At 59.0% G+C, this 13,899-nt stretch carries 15 protein-coding genes; all 15 read right to left on the bottom strand.

All coding sequences use genetic code 11. The features are described 5' to 3' along the window. Nucleotides 1-5: 5 nt before the first annotated feature. Entirely contained in the window at nucleotides 6-1,838 is a 1,833-nt protein-coding gene (gene glmS, locus M1D68_RS25415) for a glutamine--fructose-6-phosphate transaminase (isomerizing) (RefSeq protein WP_434561494.1), read from the bottom strand. Nucleotide 1,839: 1 nt separating this feature from the next. After that, nucleotides 1,840-2,616 carry a DeoR/GlpR family DNA-binding transcription regulator gene (locus M1D68_RS25410; RefSeq protein ID WP_420766055.1) on the bottom strand — a complete coding sequence of 259 codons (777 nt, stop codon included), beginning with the start codon at nucleotides 2,614-2,616 and terminating at the stop codon, nucleotides 1,840-1,842. Between the two features lie 199 nt (nucleotides 2,617-2,815). Beyond that, nucleotides 2,816-4,183: a bifunctional UDP-N-acetylglucosamine diphosphorylase/glucosamine-1-phosphate N-acetyltransferase GlmU gene (gene glmU / locus M1D68_RS25405; RefSeq protein ID WP_434649521.1), complete on the bottom strand. Its 1,368-nt coding sequence runs from the start codon at nucleotides 4,181-4,183 to the stop codon at nucleotides 2,816-2,818. A 115-nt stretch (nucleotides 4,184-4,298) separates the two neighbouring features. Then, entirely contained in the window at nucleotides 4,299-4,724 is a 426-nt protein-coding gene (locus tag M1D68_RS25400) for a F0F1 ATP synthase subunit epsilon (RefSeq protein ID WP_420766053.1), read from the bottom strand. 45 nt (nucleotides 4,725-4,769) lie between these two features. Continuing rightward, nucleotides 4,770-6,146, bottom strand: coding sequence for a F0F1 ATP synthase subunit beta (gene atpD / locus M1D68_RS25395; protein WP_039593181.1), 1,377 nt, complete (start codon nucleotides 6,144-6,146; stop codon nucleotides 4,770-4,772). Nucleotides 6,147-6,173: 27 nt separating this feature from the next. Beyond that, nucleotides 6,174-7,034: a F0F1 ATP synthase subunit gamma gene (atpG, locus tag M1D68_RS25390; RefSeq protein WP_072397487.1), complete on the bottom strand. Its 861-nt coding sequence runs from the start codon at nucleotides 7,032-7,034 to the stop codon at nucleotides 6,174-6,176. 50 nt (nucleotides 7,035-7,084) lie between these two features. Next, nucleotides 7,085-8,629, bottom strand: coding sequence for a F0F1 ATP synthase subunit alpha (gene atpA / locus M1D68_RS25385; protein ID WP_024777788.1), 1,545 nt, complete (start codon nucleotides 8,627-8,629; stop codon nucleotides 7,085-7,087). A 21-nt stretch (nucleotides 8,630-8,650) separates the two neighbouring features. Beyond that, on the bottom strand, nucleotides 8,651-9,187 hold the full coding sequence (locus M1D68_RS25380) for a F0F1 ATP synthase subunit delta (RefSeq protein ID WP_003187192.1): 537 nt from the start codon (nucleotides 9,185-9,187) through the stop codon (nucleotides 8,651-8,653). A gap of 12 nt (nucleotides 9,188-9,199) precedes the next feature. Then, entirely contained in the window at nucleotides 9,200-9,670 is a 471-nt protein-coding gene (locus tag M1D68_RS25375; RefSeq protein ID WP_457968849.1) for a F0F1 ATP synthase subunit B, read from the bottom strand. A 58-nt stretch (nucleotides 9,671-9,728) separates the two neighbouring features. Beyond that, entirely contained in the window at nucleotides 9,729-9,986 is a 258-nt protein-coding gene (atpE, locus tag M1D68_RS25370) for a F0F1 ATP synthase subunit C (protein ID WP_003097235.1), read from the bottom strand. A gap of 132 nt (nucleotides 9,987-10,118) precedes the next feature. Beyond that, nucleotides 10,119-10,988 carry a F0F1 ATP synthase subunit A gene (gene atpB / locus M1D68_RS25365; RefSeq protein ID WP_305497744.1) on the bottom strand — a complete coding sequence of 290 codons (870 nt, stop codon included), beginning with the start codon at nucleotides 10,986-10,988 and terminating at the stop codon, nucleotides 10,119-10,121. A gap of 16 nt (nucleotides 10,989-11,004) precedes the next feature. Further along, entirely contained in the window at nucleotides 11,005-11,412 is a 408-nt protein-coding gene (locus tag M1D68_RS25360; RefSeq protein ID WP_039593179.1) for a F0F1 ATP synthase subunit I, read from the bottom strand. Nucleotides 11,413-11,560: 148 nt separating this feature from the next. After that, a complete protein-coding gene (locus M1D68_RS25355; RefSeq protein ID WP_420766052.1) occupies nucleotides 11,561-12,433 on the bottom strand; it encodes a ParB/RepB/Spo0J family partition protein in 873 nt (290 codons plus the stop codon). Between the two features lie 9 nt (nucleotides 12,434-12,442). Next, nucleotides 12,443-13,240, bottom strand: coding sequence for a ParA family protein (locus M1D68_RS25350; RefSeq protein WP_186633322.1), 798 nt, complete (start codon nucleotides 13,238-13,240; stop codon nucleotides 12,443-12,445). Between the two features lie 18 nt (nucleotides 13,241-13,258). Beyond that, a complete protein-coding gene (gene rsmG, locus M1D68_RS25345) occupies nucleotides 13,259-13,894 on the bottom strand; it encodes a 16S rRNA (guanine(527)-N(7))-methyltransferase RsmG (protein WP_434564169.1) in 636 nt (211 codons plus the stop codon). Nucleotides 13,895-13,899 lie beyond the last annotated feature (5 nt).

The following is a 13,899-nucleotide window of genomic DNA, read 5'->3' as shown; positions in this document are numbered from 1 at the left end:
GAAACTCACTCCACCGTCACAGACTTCGCCAAATTCCGCGGCTGGTCCACGTCGGTGCCCTTGAGCACCGCCACGTAGTACGACAGCAATTGCAGCGGGATGGTGTAGAGGATCGGCGACAGGATGTCGTGGATGTGCGGCATGTGTACCACATGGGTACCTTCGCCGTTGGTCATGCCAGCCTTCTCATCGGCGAAGACCACCAATTGGCCGCCACGGGCGCGTACTTCCTGCAGGTTCGACTTGAGCTTTTCCAGCAGCTCGTTGTTCGGCGCCACGGTGACCACCGGCATGTCGTTATCCACCAGGGCCAACGGGCCGTGCTTGAGTTCACCGGCCGGATACGCCTCGGCGTGAATATAGGAAATTTCCTTGAGCTTCAGGGCGCCTTCCATTGCCACCGGGAATTGCGCACCACGACCCAGGAACAAGGTGTGGTTCTTCTCGGCGAACAGCTCGGCGATTTTTTCCACGGTGCTGTCCATCGCCAAGGCTTCACCCAGGCGAGCCGGCAAGCGACGCAGTTCCTCGACAAGCTTGGCTTCGACGCCCTCGCCCAGCGTGCCGCGCACCTGGCCCAGGGACAGCGTCAGCAACAGCAGGCCCACCAACTGCGTGGTGAATGCCTTGGTCGACGCCACGCCGATTTCCCGACCGGCCTGGGTCAGCAGGGTCAGATCAGACTCGCGCACCAGCGAGCTGATGCCGACGTTGCAGATCGCCAGGCTGGCGAGGAAGCCCAACTCCTTGGCGTTGCGCAGGGCAGCCAGGGTATCCGCGGTTTCGCCAGACTGGGAAATGGTCACGAACAGGGTGTCGGGCTGCACGACAACTTTGCGATAGCGGAACTCGCTGGCGACTTCGACCTGGCAGGGGATACCGGCCAGCTCTTCGAGCCAGTAACGCGCGACCATGCCGGCGTGATAGCTGGTGCCGCAGGCGACAATCTGCACATTGCGCACCTTGGCGAACAGCTCGGCGGCTTGCGGACCGAAGGCCTGCACCAGCACTTGATCCTGGCTCAGACGGCCTTCGAGGGTGCGCTGCACCACGGCCGGTTGTTCATGGATTTCCTTGAGCATGTAATGCCGGAACTCGCCTTTGTCGGCGGCTTCGGCGCCGTCGCGGTATTGCACCACCTCGCGCTCGACTTCCTTGCCGTCAAGGTCCCAGATCTGCACGCTGTCGCGGCGGATCTCGGCGATATCGCCTTCTTCCAGGTACATGAAGCGATCGGTGACCTGGCGCAGCGCCAGTTGATCGGAAGCCAGGAAGTTCTCCCCCAGGCCCAGGCCGATCACCAATGGGCTGCCACTGCGGGCCGCCACGAGGCGATCCGGTTGTTTGGCGTTGATCACCGCCAGGCCATAAGCGCCATGGAGTTCCTTGACCGTGGCCTTGAGCGCTACGGTCAGGTCCACCAGGTCCTTGAGCTTGTGGGTGAGCAAATGGGCGATGACTTCGGTGTCGGTGTCCGAGGTGAACACATAGCCGAGTGCCTTGAGTTGTTCGCGCAAGGCCTCGTAGTTCTCGATGATGCCGTTGTGCACCACCGCCAGGTCGCCGGAGAAATGTGGGTGGGCGTTACGCTCGCACGGTGCGCCATGGGTGGCCCAGCGGGTATGGGCGATACCCAGGCGACCGATCAGCGGCTCAGCGTCCAGTGCCCGTTCCAACTCGCTGACTTTTCCCGGGCGCCGCACACGCTCAAGTTTTGCGTCTTGGGTGAATACCGCCACGCCGGCACTGTCGTAGCCGCGGTATTCAAGACGCTTGAGGCCTTCAAGCAGGATGGCCGTGATGTTGCGCTCAGCAACGGCGCCGACAATTCCACACATGTTATTTCTCCTGGCTGACAGGTGCGCAGATCAGATTGATGCCGCGGGCCTGAATCTGGTCGCGTGCCTCCACGGGCAGGCGATCATCGGTAATGAGGGTATGGACGCTGCTCCACGGCAGTTCCAGGTTGGGTATCTTGCGGCCGATCTTATCGGCCTCCACCATCACGATCACTTCGCGTGCAACCTCAGCCATCACACGGCTCAGGCCCAGCAGTTCGTTGAAAGTGGTGGTGCCGCGCGCCAGGTCGATGCCGTCGGCACCGATGAACAACTGGTCGAAGTCGTAGGAACGCAGCACTTGCTCGGCGACCTGGCCCTGGAAGGATTCCGAATGCGGGTCCCAGGTGCCACCGGTCATCAACAGCACCGGCTCGTGCTCCAGCTCGCTCAAGGCGCTGGCGACGTGCAGGGAATTGGTCATCACCACCAGCCCCGGCTGATTACCGAGTTGAGGAATCATGGCCGCCGTGGTGCTGCCGCTGTCGATGATGATGCGCGCATGCTCGCGGATCCGCTTCACGGCGGCCCCGGCAATGGCGTGTTTGAACTTGGAGACACTCTGGGCGTTATCCGCCACCAGCTCCTGAGGCATTGGTACCGCGCCACCGTAACGACGCAACAGCAAACCATTGGTCTCCAGGGCGGCGAGGTCCTTGCGAATCGTAACTTCGGAGGTTTCGAAGCGCTTGGCCAATTCGTCCACGCTGACCTCGCCCTGCTCTTGAAGCAGGACGAGGATATTGTGGCGACGTTGTGGTGTGTTGCGCTTGGACATGGCGGCCTAAGTTTCGATTCGAAAGATAACGTAAGCAATCAAAACCTATTGCAGCGATATCGTCAAGGCGCCAAGAGAAAAATTCAGAAATCGAATGCGGGAGCTCACTCGCGATAGCGGTGGTCAGTTAGAGCGTTCTATCTGACAAACCGCTATCGCGAGCAAGCTCGCTCCCAACAAGGAGCGTGTGTGGATAACTTCAGGGCTTCTTGATCTTTACCGGACGCTTCCAGCCGTCGATGTTGCGCTGGCGGGCGCGTGCCACGGCCAATTGGCCGTTATCCACATTCTGGGTAACGGTCGAACCAGCAGCCGTGGTCGCTCCACTGGAGATATCCACAGGCGCCACCAGTGAATTGTTGGAGCCAATGAAGACGTCTTCGCCCAGCACGGTTTTCCATTTGTTGGCACCATCGTAGTTGCACGTAATGGTACCGGCGCCAATGTTGGTGCGGGCGCCGACTTCAGCGTCCCCCAAGTAGGTCAGGTGGCCCGCCTTCGCGCCCTCGCCCATGTGGGCATTCTTCAGTTCAACGAAGTTACCCACATGGGCACGGGCTTCCAGCACAGTGCCCGGGCGCAGGCGGGCAAACGGACCCGCGTCGGAGCCTTCCCCCATCACCGCGCCTTCGAGGTGACTGTTCGCCTTGATCACCACACCCTTGCGCAGGGTGCTGTCCTTGATCACGCAGTTCGGGCCGATGACCACGTCATCTTCAATGATGACCTTGCCTTCGAGGATGACATTGATATCGATGACCACGTCGCGCCCCACGCTGACTTCACCGCGTACGTCAAAACGAGCCGGATCGCGCAGGGTCACGCCTTGGGCCATCAGGCGGCGGGCGGCGCGCAATTGATAGTGGCGCTCCAGCTCGGCCAGTTGCCGGCGATCGTTGGCGCCCTGCACTTCCATCGCGTCCAAGGGCTGTTCGGTGGCGACGACCAGGCCATCGGCTACGGCCATGGCAATCACGTCGGTCAGGTAGTACTCGCCCTGGGCATTGTTGTTCGACAGACGACTCATCCAGTCGCCCAGGCGCTCGGCGGGCACGGCAAGAATCCCGGTGTTGCCCTCGGTAATCGCGCGCTGGGCTTCGTTGGCGTCTTTTTGCTCGACGATCGCTGTCACCTGGCCGTCGGCATTGCGCACAATGCGGCCGTAGCCGGTCGGATCATCCAGCTCGACGGTCAACAGGCCCAGTTGTTGTGGCGCGACGTGCTTGAGCAGACGTTGCAACGTGTCGACTTCAATCAGCGGCACATCGCCGTAGAGAATCAACACCGTATCGGCAGTAATGAATGGCACAGCCTGAGCCACGGCGTGGCCGGTACCCAGTTGTTTGTCCTGCAAGACGAAATTCAGGTCATCCGCCGCCAGGCGCTCACGCACCGCGTCGGCACCGTGACCGATCACCACGTGAATGCGCTGTGGATCAAGCTGTCGGGCGCTGTGGATAACATGGCCCAACATGGAATTGCCGGCGACCGGGTGCAAGACCTTGGGCAGCGCCGAACGCATGCGGGTGCCTTGACCGGCCGCGAGGATAACGATTTCGAGAGACATGACTGGCTACCAATCCTGGGTGGTCAGCGGCTGCGACCAGATGATGAGTGTCGGGAAAAGAAAAAAGGGTAGCCGAGGCTACCCTTTTTTATCAATCGCACAGAAAGCTGACGGCTTAGCCGCCGAACTTCTTGCGGATCTGCTGGACGGTACGCAGCTGGGCTGCGGCCTCGGCCAGACGTGCAGCAGCAGAACCGTAGTCGAAGTCTGCGCCTTTTTCGTTCAGGGCCTTCTCGGCAGCCTTGACGGCTTCCTGAGCGGAGGCTTCGTCCAGGTCGGCAGCACGTTGCACGGTGTCGGCAAGGACCTTGACCATGTTCGGCTGAACCTCGAGGAAACCACCGGAGATGTAGAACACCTCCTTGTCCCCGCCCTGCTTGGTCAGAGTAATCGGACCTGGCTTCAAGCTGGTGATCAACGGTGCGTGACCCATGGTGATACCCAGATCACCCAGCTCACCGTGCGCAACCACAAACTCGACCAGACCGGAGAAGATTTCCCCTTCCGCACTGACGATATCGCAATGGACTGTCATAGCCATCTGATTGCCTCAACCTAAATTAGCGCCCGTTGCCGGGCGCCGGGATTACAGTTTCTTGGCTTTCTCGATCGCTTCTTCGATGCCGCCGACCATGTAGAACGCTTGTTCTGGCAGGTGGTCGTAGTCACCGTTGAGGATGCCTTTGAAGCCAGCAATGGTGTCTTTCAGGGAAACGTATTTACCCGATGCACCGGTGAAGACTTCAGCCACGAAGAACGGTTGCGACAAGAAGCGCTGGATCTTACGAGCGCGGGATACCAACTGCTTGTCGGTTTCCGACAGTTCGTCCATACCCAGGATCGCGATGATGTCCTTCAGCTCTTTGTAACGCTGCAGCACGTACTGAACGCCGCGAGCGGTGTCGTAGTGCTCCTGGCCGATCACGTTCGGGTCCAGCTGGCGCGAAGTCGAGTCCAGTGGGTCTACCGCTGGGTAGATACCCAGGGAAGCGATGTCACGGGACAGAACGACGGTGGCGTCCAAGTGGGCGAAGGTGGTCGCTGGCGACGGGTCGGTCAAGTCGTCCGCTGGTACGTATACCGCTTGGATCGAGGTGATCGAACCTTGCTTGGTCGAAGTGATGCGCTCTTGCAGCACGCCCATCTCTTCAGCCAGGGTCGGCTGGTAACCTACTGCCGAAGGCATACGGCCCAGCAGTGCGGATACTTCGGTACCGGCCAGGGTGTAACGGTAGATGTTGTCGACGAACAGCAGAACGTCGTTACCTTCGTCACGGAACTTCTCGGCCATGGTCAGGCCGGTCAGGGCTACGCGCAGACGGTTTCCCGGCGGCTCGTTCATCTGGCCGTAGACCAGCGCCACTTTGTCCAGAACGTTGGAATCCTTCATCTCGTGGTAGAAGTCGTTACCCTCACGAGTACGCTCACCCACACCGGCGAACACGGAATAACCGCTGTGCTCGATGGCGATGTTACGGATCAGTTCCATCATGTTTACGGTCTTGCCCACACCGGCACCACCGAACAGACCGACTTTACCGCCCTTGGCGAACGGGCAGACCAGGTCGATAACCTTGATGCCTGTTTCCAGCAGCTCGTTGCCACCGGCCTGTTCAGCGAAGGATGGCGCAGGACGGTGAATGCCCCAACGCTCTTCGGTGTCGATCGGGCCAGCTTCGTCGATCGGGTTGCCCAGTACGTCCATGATCCGGCCCAGAGTCGCTTTACCGACCGGTACGGAGATGGCTGCGCCAGTATTGTTGACGTCCAGACCGCGCTTCAAGCCTTCGGTGGAGCCCATCGCAATGGTACGAACCACGCCGTCGCCCAGCTGCTGCTGAACTTCCAGGGTGGTTTCGGCGCCTTGAACCTTCAAGGCGTCGTAGATGCTCGGTACGCTGTCGCGTGGGAATTCCACGTCGATAACGGCGCCGATGATTTGAACGATACGTCCGCTACTCATAGCTGGATCCTCTGAATATTTGAACCGTTAAACCGCGGCAGCGCCGCCGACGATTTCCGAGATCTCTTGGGTGATCGCAGCCTGACGCGCCTTGTTGTAGATCAGCTGCAAATCGCTGATCAAATCACCGGCGTTGTCGGTAGCGTTCTTCATCGCGATCATCCGCGCCGCTTGTTCAGCTGCGTTGTTCTCGACCACCGCCTGATAGACCTGCGACTCCACGTAGCGGACCATCAAGCCGTCGAGCAGCTCCTTGGCATCCGGTTCGTAGAGATAGTCCCAGTGGTGCTTGAGTTCCTGTTCCGGGGTCGCCACCAGTGGAATCAACTGCTCCACGGTCGGCTGTTGCGTCATGGTGTTGATGAACTTGTTGGATACCACGGACAGGCGGTCGATCCGGCCTTCCAGGTAAGCATCCAGCATCACCTTGACGCTGCCGATCAAATCATTGATCGACGGTTCTTCACCCAGGTGGCTGATAGCAGCGACGACGTTACCGCCGAAGTTGCGGAAGAAAGCCGCACCCTTGCTACCGACCACGCACAGATCGATCTCGACGCCTTGTTCGCGGTTTACCGCCATGTCCTTGACCAGGGCCTTGAACAGGTTGGTGTTCAAGCCACCGCACAGACCACGGTCACTGCTCACCACAACGTAACCGACGCGCTTGATGGCGCGTTCGATCATGAACGGGTGACGGTATTCCGGGTTGGCGTTGGCCAGATGACCAATCACCTGGCGGATGCGCTCCGCATAAGGACGGCTAGCAGCCATGCGCATTTGTGCCTTGCGCATTTTGCTGACCGCCACTTTTTCCATGGCGCTGGTAATCTTTTGCGTGCTTTTGATGCTCGCAATCTTACTGCGAATCTCTTTTGCGCCTGCCATGTAACACCTATCAGGTTAGCAAGCGGGAGCCTTGCGGCTCCCGCTGCGGCTTACCAGGTTTGGGTGGCCTTGAACTTCTCGATGCCGGCTTTGAGGCCAGCGTCGATTTCGTCATTGAAGTCACCCTTCACGTTGATCTTGGCCATCAAATCGGCGTGATCGCGGTTGAAGAAAGCAATCAGCGCTTGTTCGAAGCTGCCGATCTTGGCGATTTCAATGTCAGTCAGGAACCCACGCTCAGCGGCATACAGCGACAGCGCCATGTCAGCGATCGACATCGGTGCGTATTGCTTCTGCTTCATCAGCTCGGTAACGCGCTGACCATGCTCAAGTTGCTTACGGGTCGCTTCGTCCAGGTCAGAAGCGAACTGGGCGAATGCCGCCAGTTCACGGTACTGGGCCAGGGCGGTACGGATACCACCGGACAGCTTCTTGATGATCTTGGTCTGAGCGGCACCACCCACACGGGATACCGAAACACCGGCGTTCACAGCAGGACGGATGCCCGAGTTGAACATGGCCGATTCCAGGAAGATCTGACCGTCGGTGATGGAAATCACGTTGGTCGGAACGAACGCGGAAACGTCGCCAGCCTGGGTTTCGATGATCGGCAGCGCGGTCAGGGAACCGGTCTTGCCAGTCACTGCGCCGTTGGTGAACTTCTCTACGTACTCTTCCGAAACGCGGGATGCGCGCTCCAGCAGACGGGAGTGGAGATAGAACACGTCGCCTGGGTAGGCTTCACGGCCTGGTGGACGGCGCAGCAGCAGGGAAATCTGGCGGTAGGCCACTGCTTGCTTGGACAGATCGTCATAAACGATCAGCGCGTCTTCACCGCGGTCGCGGAAGTATTCGCCCATGGTGCAACCGGAGTACGGTGCCAGGAACTGAAGGGCAGCCGATTCGGAGGCGCTGGCGGCAACGATGATGGTGTTGGCCAGTGCACCGTTTTCTTCCAGTTTGCGAACCACGTTGGCGATGGTCGATTGCTTCTGACCGATTGCTACGTAGACGCAGAAGATGCCGCTGTTTTTCTGGTTGATGATCGCGTCGATCGCCAGAGCGGTCTTACCGATCTGACGGTCACCGATGATCAGCTCACGCTGGCCACGGCCGACAGGGATCATGGCATCGACAGCCTTGTAGCCAGTCTGTACAGGCTGGTCTACCGACTTACGCCAGATCACGCCAGGAGCAACTTTCTCGACCGCGTCGGTCTCGGTGTTGTTCAGCGGACCTTTGCCGTCGACAGGGTTACCCAGTGCGTCGACAACGCGACCCAGCAGTTCCTTACCGACAGGAACCTCGAGGATGCGGCCGGTGCACTTGGCGCTCATGCCTTCAGCCAGAGTCGTGTACGCGCCCAGTACCACGGCACCTACAGAGTCTTGCTCCAGGTTGAGGGCCATACCGTAGACGCCGCCCGGAAACTCGATCATCTCGCCGTACATGACGTCGGCCAGACCGTGAATCCGCACGATGCCGTCAGATACGCTGACGACAGTGCCTTCGTTACGGGCTTGGGAGGTCACATCGAGCTTTTCGATGCGGCCCTTGATAATTTCACTTATTTCGGAAGGATTGAGTTGCTGCATTGCTCTGCTGCCCCTTCAAACTCAAGATTTCAATGCTTCGGCAAGTTTCGCGATTTTGCCGCGAATCGAGCCATCGATAACCAGGTCGCCGGCGCGGATTACAACGCCCCCTATCAGGGACTTGTCTTCCTCGACTTGCAGGCGCACTTCCCGGTTGAGTCGTGCACTGAGAACCTTGGCGAGTTTGTCTTGCTGTTCTTGGTTCAATGCAAAAGCACTGGTCACTTCCACGTCTACCGATTTCTCCTGCTCGGCCTTGTACAGGTCGAACAGTGCGGCGATCTCCGGCAGAAGCGGGAGACGGTCGTTTTCGGCAACGACGTGGATGAAATTCTGTGCCTTGGCATCGAACTTGTCGCCGCACACGTCAATGAACGTGGCGGCCTTTTCTGCGCTCGTCAGTCGCGGGGCCTTGAGCACGCGCTGCATGGTGTCGTCTTGCGACACCGCTGCTGCCAGGCCGAGCATGGCTGACCAATTGGCCAGTTGCTGGTGGGCCTGAGCGTGCTCGAAGGCCGCCTTAGCGTAAGGTCGGGCCAACGTGGTCAGTTCTGCCATGATCGCCCTCGCTTAGATTTCAGCAGCCAGTTTGTTTACCAGCTCTGCGTGCGCGTTTTGATCGATTGTGGCACCCAGGATCTTCGAAGCACCGCCAACGGCCAGGCTACCCACTTGGGCGCGCAGCGCGTCTTTGACACTGTTGAGTTCCTGTTCGATCTCGGCTTGAGCCTGAGCCTTCACACGGTCAGCTTCGACGCGAGCCTGTTCACGGGCTTCGTCGACAATCTGCGTACCGCGCTTCTTGGCTTGCTCGATGATTTCAGCTGCCTGAGCTTTCGCTTCGCGCAGTTGCTGACCCACTTTCTCATGGGCCAACTCCAGGTCGCGAGCTGCTCGGCTGGCAGCGTCCAGACCATCAGCGATCTTCTTTTGACGTTCGTGCAATGCCGCAATGACCGGAGGCCATACGAACTTCATGCAGAACAGTACAAAAATCAGGAACGCAACGGACTGGCCAATCAGGGTCGCATTAATGTTCACGCCAACACCTCGCAGTTACGTTGTCCATCACACCAAATTACCCGGAAAATCCGAGTAATCAGCCAGCGATCTGACCAACGAACGGGTTCGCAAAGGTGAAGAACAGCGCGATACCAACACCGATCATGGTTACGGCGTCGAGCAGACCGGCAACGATGAACATTTTGACTTGCAGCATTGGAACCATTTCTGGCTGACGCGCAGCGCCTTCCAGGAACTTGCCGCCCAACAGGCCGAAACCAATTGCGGTACCCAGTGCGCCCAGGCCGATCAACAGTGCAACAGCGATAGCGGTTAGACCAACTACAGTTTCCATCTTTCCTCCCGACTTTTACGTCGTATGGTTTAGGTTTTTTAGATTAAAGCGGTAAAACAAATCGTTTCATCGAGCCCGTTCGGGCCCCTTCCCGTTTGACCGGGAAGGACATCAGACTAGTCGAGACTGGCCTTAATGGTTTTCTTCGTGCGCCATCGACAGGTAGACGATGGTCAGCATCATGAAGATGAACGCCTGCAAGGTGATGATCAGGATGTGGAACACAGCCCACGCCCATTGCAGCACCACGCCCAGGCCGCTGAGCCAGAGCAGGCCGCTGCCGAACATCACAGCGATCAGGATGAACACCAGCTCGCCGGCATACATGTTGCCGAACAGACGCAGGGCCAGAGAGATTGGCTTGGCGATCAGGGTCACGAATTCCAGGAGGAAGTTCACCGGAATCAGCAGGGCCTGAACAAGGATGTTCTTGCTGCCGAACGGGTGCAGGGTCAGTTCGCCGATGAAGCCGCCGATGCCCTTGACCTTGATGCTGTAGAAAATGATCAGTGCGAAAACCGAGAACGCCATGCCCAGGGTCGCGTTCGGGTCGGTGGTCGACACGGCGCGGAACGGGATATGGGCATCGCCGGAGATCAGGATGGCCAGCTGAGGAATCCAGTCGACCGGTACCAGGTCGATGGCGTTCATCAGGAACACCCAGACGAAGATGGTCAGTGCCAGCGGTGCGATCACCGGGCTACGGCCATGGAAGCTGTCTTTCACGCTGCCATCGACGAATTCGACCAATACTTCAACGAAGTTCTGCAGTGCACCTGGCTGACCGGAAGTCGCTTTTTTCGCCGCCATGCGGAAAAGGAAAACGAAGATCAGACCCAACGCGACCGACCAGCCGAGGGTATCGACGTGGAAAGCCCAGAAGCCCATTTCCTTGGCTTCTGCTGCGGTGTGAGCAAAGCCCCAGCTGCCGTTAGGTAGCTGCCCGAAGGTCAGGTTCTGCAAGTGGTGCTGGATATAGCCCGAAGCGGTTGTTTCTGCCATGGTTGCCTCAAACGCCCTAAGGTCTCGAAAGTCTTGTTCTCATTAGCAGGGGAGCGAACCAACTGACCATCTGGGTCAGCAGGAACACGCCGAATACAGCCAGCGGCGCCAGTGGCTTCACACCTGCGAACGTCAGCGCAAACAGCACTGCCGTCAAAATCAGTTTCCCCGCCTCGCCGGCATAAAAAGACCGGACGATAGCCTGGGCTGCTCGGGCGCCGGAAAACCGAAATGCCCTGTGAGCGAAGTAAATATTGGGAAGCAAGGCTATCAGGCCTCCGCAAAGACCCGAGTATCCGGCGACGACTCCCTTCCATTGCCAAAGCGCCAACGCGGCGATCAATACAACGACGAACTGGGCCATCAACACCGGGAAAACTGCCAGACGATGGAACGGCAAGCGGTTTGGCGTGCGTGTTTCCATCGCTTTTGCTCTCCAATGGTCGGCTGCCTGAATTCAACAACTTGGCATAATTTGTGCCGACAAAATGCGCGCAGAGTATAGGGGCGGTTCTGCCCCTATTCAACCTTCAGGTAGTGATTTCCGACTGCGCGCTACAAGGGCAATTGTTTCAGCGAATGTGCGCAAGAACACCTTGCAGCTCATCGAGGGAGTTATAACCGATCACCAGCTGACCCTTGCCCTTCTTTCCATGGCGAATCTGCACGGCAGAGCCCAGGCGCTCGGCCAGGCGCTGCTCAAGACGAGCGATATCCGGATCGGGTTTTGGTGCTTCGACAGGCGCAGGTTTACCGCTCAGCCATTGACGAACCAGTGCCTCGGTTTGGCGCACGGTGAGGCCGCGTGCGACAACATGTCGCGCCCCTTCAACCTGTTGATTCTCCGGCAAACCGAGCAATGCCCGGGCATGTCCCATTTCCAGGTCGCCGTGGGACAACATGGTCTTGATGACCTCTGGCAACGCGATCAACCGCAGCAGGTTCGCCACTGTCACGCGAGACTTGCCCACCGCTTCGGCGACTTGTTGCTGGGTCAGCTGGAATTCCTGCTGCAAGCGCTGCAGGGCCACGGCTTCTTCGATAGGGTTGAGATCTTCGCGCTGGATGTTCTCGATCAGCGCCATGGCGATTGCAGTTTCGTCCGGCACATCGCGGACCATCGCCGGAATGGTTTCCTGTCCGGCCTGCTGGCTGGCGCGCCAGCGGCGCTCGCCAGCGATGATCTCGAAACGCCCATCGGCAATCGGCCGCACCACGATCGGTTGCATCACCCCCTGCGTCTTGATCGACTGGGCCAGTTCCTCCAGCGCCTGCGGATCCATGTCCCGGCGCGGCTGGTATTTGCCACGCTGGATCAGGTCCAGGGGCAAATGCTGCAATTCACGGTGATCGGCCTGCACGGCCTGCTCTTCCAGCGAACTGACAGTCGGACCGCTGAGCAGCGCATCCAGTCCACGTCCGAGACCTCGTTTCTTGACGGCCATGGGGCTTCCTTAAGTTGGCTGGGCTGCAGCGATGCGTGGTTGACGACGTTGGCGGCGAACCATCTCGCCTGCCAGCGCCAGGTAAGCCAGCGCGCCGCGCGATTGTTTATCGTACGCCAGGGCCGGCATGCCGTAGCTCGGCGCTTCGGCCAGACGGATGTTGCGCGGGATGACCGTATCGTAGAGCTGCTCGCCGAAATGCTCCTTGAGCTGGGCAGAAACATCGTTCATCAGGCTCAGGCGCGGGTCGTACATGGTCCGCAACAGTCCCTCGACCTTCAGGTCCGGGTTCAGCAATTCAGCGATACGCTTGATGTTATCCACAAGGTCGCTCAACCCTTCAAGGGCGAAGTACTCGCACTGCATGGGGATAATCACCCCGTCGGCGGCCACCAAGGCGTTGAGGGTCAACATCGACAGCGACGGTGGGCAGTCGATCAGGATGTAGTCGTAATTCTCGCGGACCGGCGCCAGCGCGCTGCGCAGGCGGCTTTCCTTCATCTGCATTTCCAACAGCACCACTTCGGCCGCCGTCAGGTCGCGGTTGGCCGGCAGCAGTTGATAACCGCCATGTTCGGAGAAGTGCATGGCCTGGCCCAGATCGCATTCGCCGATCAGGACGTCGTAGATGGAGTTTTCCAAGCCATGTTTATCCACACCGCTACCCATGGTGGCGTTGCCCTGTGGATCGAGGTCGATCAACAGCACCCGGCGCTTGGTGGCGACCAGGGATGCTGCGAGGTTGATGCAGGTGGTGGTCTTGCCCACACCACCTTTCTGGTTCGCTATTGCGAATACCTTAGCCATTCTTGCGTGTGTTCCCAATCATGCCGTGCGGCGCAGTATCAGCAGATGGCGTTGGCCTTGGCAACCGGGTACGGCCAAGGCGTGTTCGCTATCGAGGTGGAAGTCTGCCGGCAATGCTACCAGCTCATCGGCCGGATGAACGCCCTTCATTGCCAGCCAGCGCGTATTGGCGTCGCCAAGGTGGCGCGTCCAGTTGCTGAAGTTCTCCATGCTGCTGAAAGCCCTTGAGATGATTCCGTTGAAAGGCTTTTCAGGCTGGAAAGCTTCGACGCGGCTGTGGATAACCTGGAGGTTATCCAGTTTGAGTTCGAGTTTGACCTGGGTCAGGAAGCGGGTTTTCTTGCCGTTGCTGTCCAGGCAGGTCACTTGAGAATCCGGAAACAGGATCGCCAGCGGGATGCCCGGCATGCCACCGCCACTGCCAACGTCCAGCCACCGACCGTTCTCGACGAAGGACATCACACTCAGACTGTCGAGCAGATGCCGCGAAACCATCTCGTCGGGATCGCGTACCGCAGTCAGGTTGTAGGCCTTGTTCCACTTGATCAACAGCGCCAGATAGCCCAGCAGTTGCGCATGCTGGGCTTCGCTCAGGCTCACGCCGAGCTGGCGGGCACCTGTGGATAACTCTTCAGCGTGTTGCGAGGTGACCATCGAAC

Source organism: Pseudomonas sp. R4-84 (genome assembly GCF_054130985.1).
This window is presented reverse-complemented; position numbering and strand designations above follow the sequence as displayed.

What these genes read in the sequence shown, in the direction of transcription:
- glmS (WP_434561494.1), bottom strand. Translation starts at nt 1,838, where the DNA reads ATGTGTGGAATTGTCGGCGCCGTTGCTGAGCGCAACATCACGGCCATC.
- M1D68_RS25410 (WP_420766055.1), bottom strand. Translation starts at nt 2,616, where the DNA reads ATGTCCAAGCGCAACACACCACAACGTCGCCACAATATCCTCGTCCTG.
- glmU (WP_434649521.1), bottom strand. Translation starts at nt 4,183, where the DNA reads ATGTCTCTCGAAATCGTTATCCTCGCGGCCGGTCAAGGCACCCGCATG.
- M1D68_RS25400 (WP_420766053.1), bottom strand. Translation starts at nt 4,724, where the DNA reads ATGGCTATGACAGTCCATTGCGATATCGTCAGTGCGGAAGGGGAAATC.
- atpD (WP_039593181.1), bottom strand. Translation starts at nt 6,146, where the DNA reads ATGAGTAGCGGACGTATCGTTCAAATCATCGGCGCCGTTATCGACGTG.
- atpG (WP_072397487.1), bottom strand. Translation starts at nt 7,034, where the DNA reads ATGGCAGGCGCAAAAGAGATTCGCAGTAAGATTGCGAGCATCAAAAGC.
- atpA (WP_024777788.1), bottom strand. Translation starts at nt 8,629, where the DNA reads ATGCAGCAACTCAATCCTTCCGAAATAAGTGAAATTATCAAGGGCCGC.
- M1D68_RS25380 (WP_003187192.1), bottom strand. Translation starts at nt 9,187, where the DNA reads ATGGCAGAACTGACCACGTTGGCCCGACCTTACGCTAAGGCGGCCTTC.
- atpE (WP_003097235.1), bottom strand. Translation starts at nt 9,986, where the DNA reads ATGGAAACTGTAGTTGGTCTAACCGCTATCGCTGTTGCACTGTTGATC.
- atpB (WP_305497744.1), bottom strand. Translation starts at nt 10,988, where the DNA reads ATGGCAGAAACAACCGCTTCGGGCTATATCCAGCACCACTTGCAGAAC.
- M1D68_RS25360 (WP_039593179.1), bottom strand. Translation starts at nt 11,412, where the DNA reads ATGGAAACACGCACGCCAAACCGCTTGCCGTTCCATCGTCTGGCAGTT.
- M1D68_RS25355 (WP_420766052.1), bottom strand. Translation starts at nt 12,433, where the DNA reads ATGGCCGTCAAGAAACGAGGTCTCGGACGTGGACTGGATGCGCTGCTC.
- M1D68_RS25350 (WP_186633322.1), bottom strand. Translation starts at nt 13,240, where the DNA reads ATGGCTAAGGTATTCGCAATAGCGAACCAGAAAGGTGGTGTGGGCAAG.
- rsmG (WP_434564169.1), bottom strand. Translation starts at nt 13,894, where the DNA reads ATGGTCACCTCGCAACACGCTGAAGAGTTATCCACAGGTGCCCGCCAG.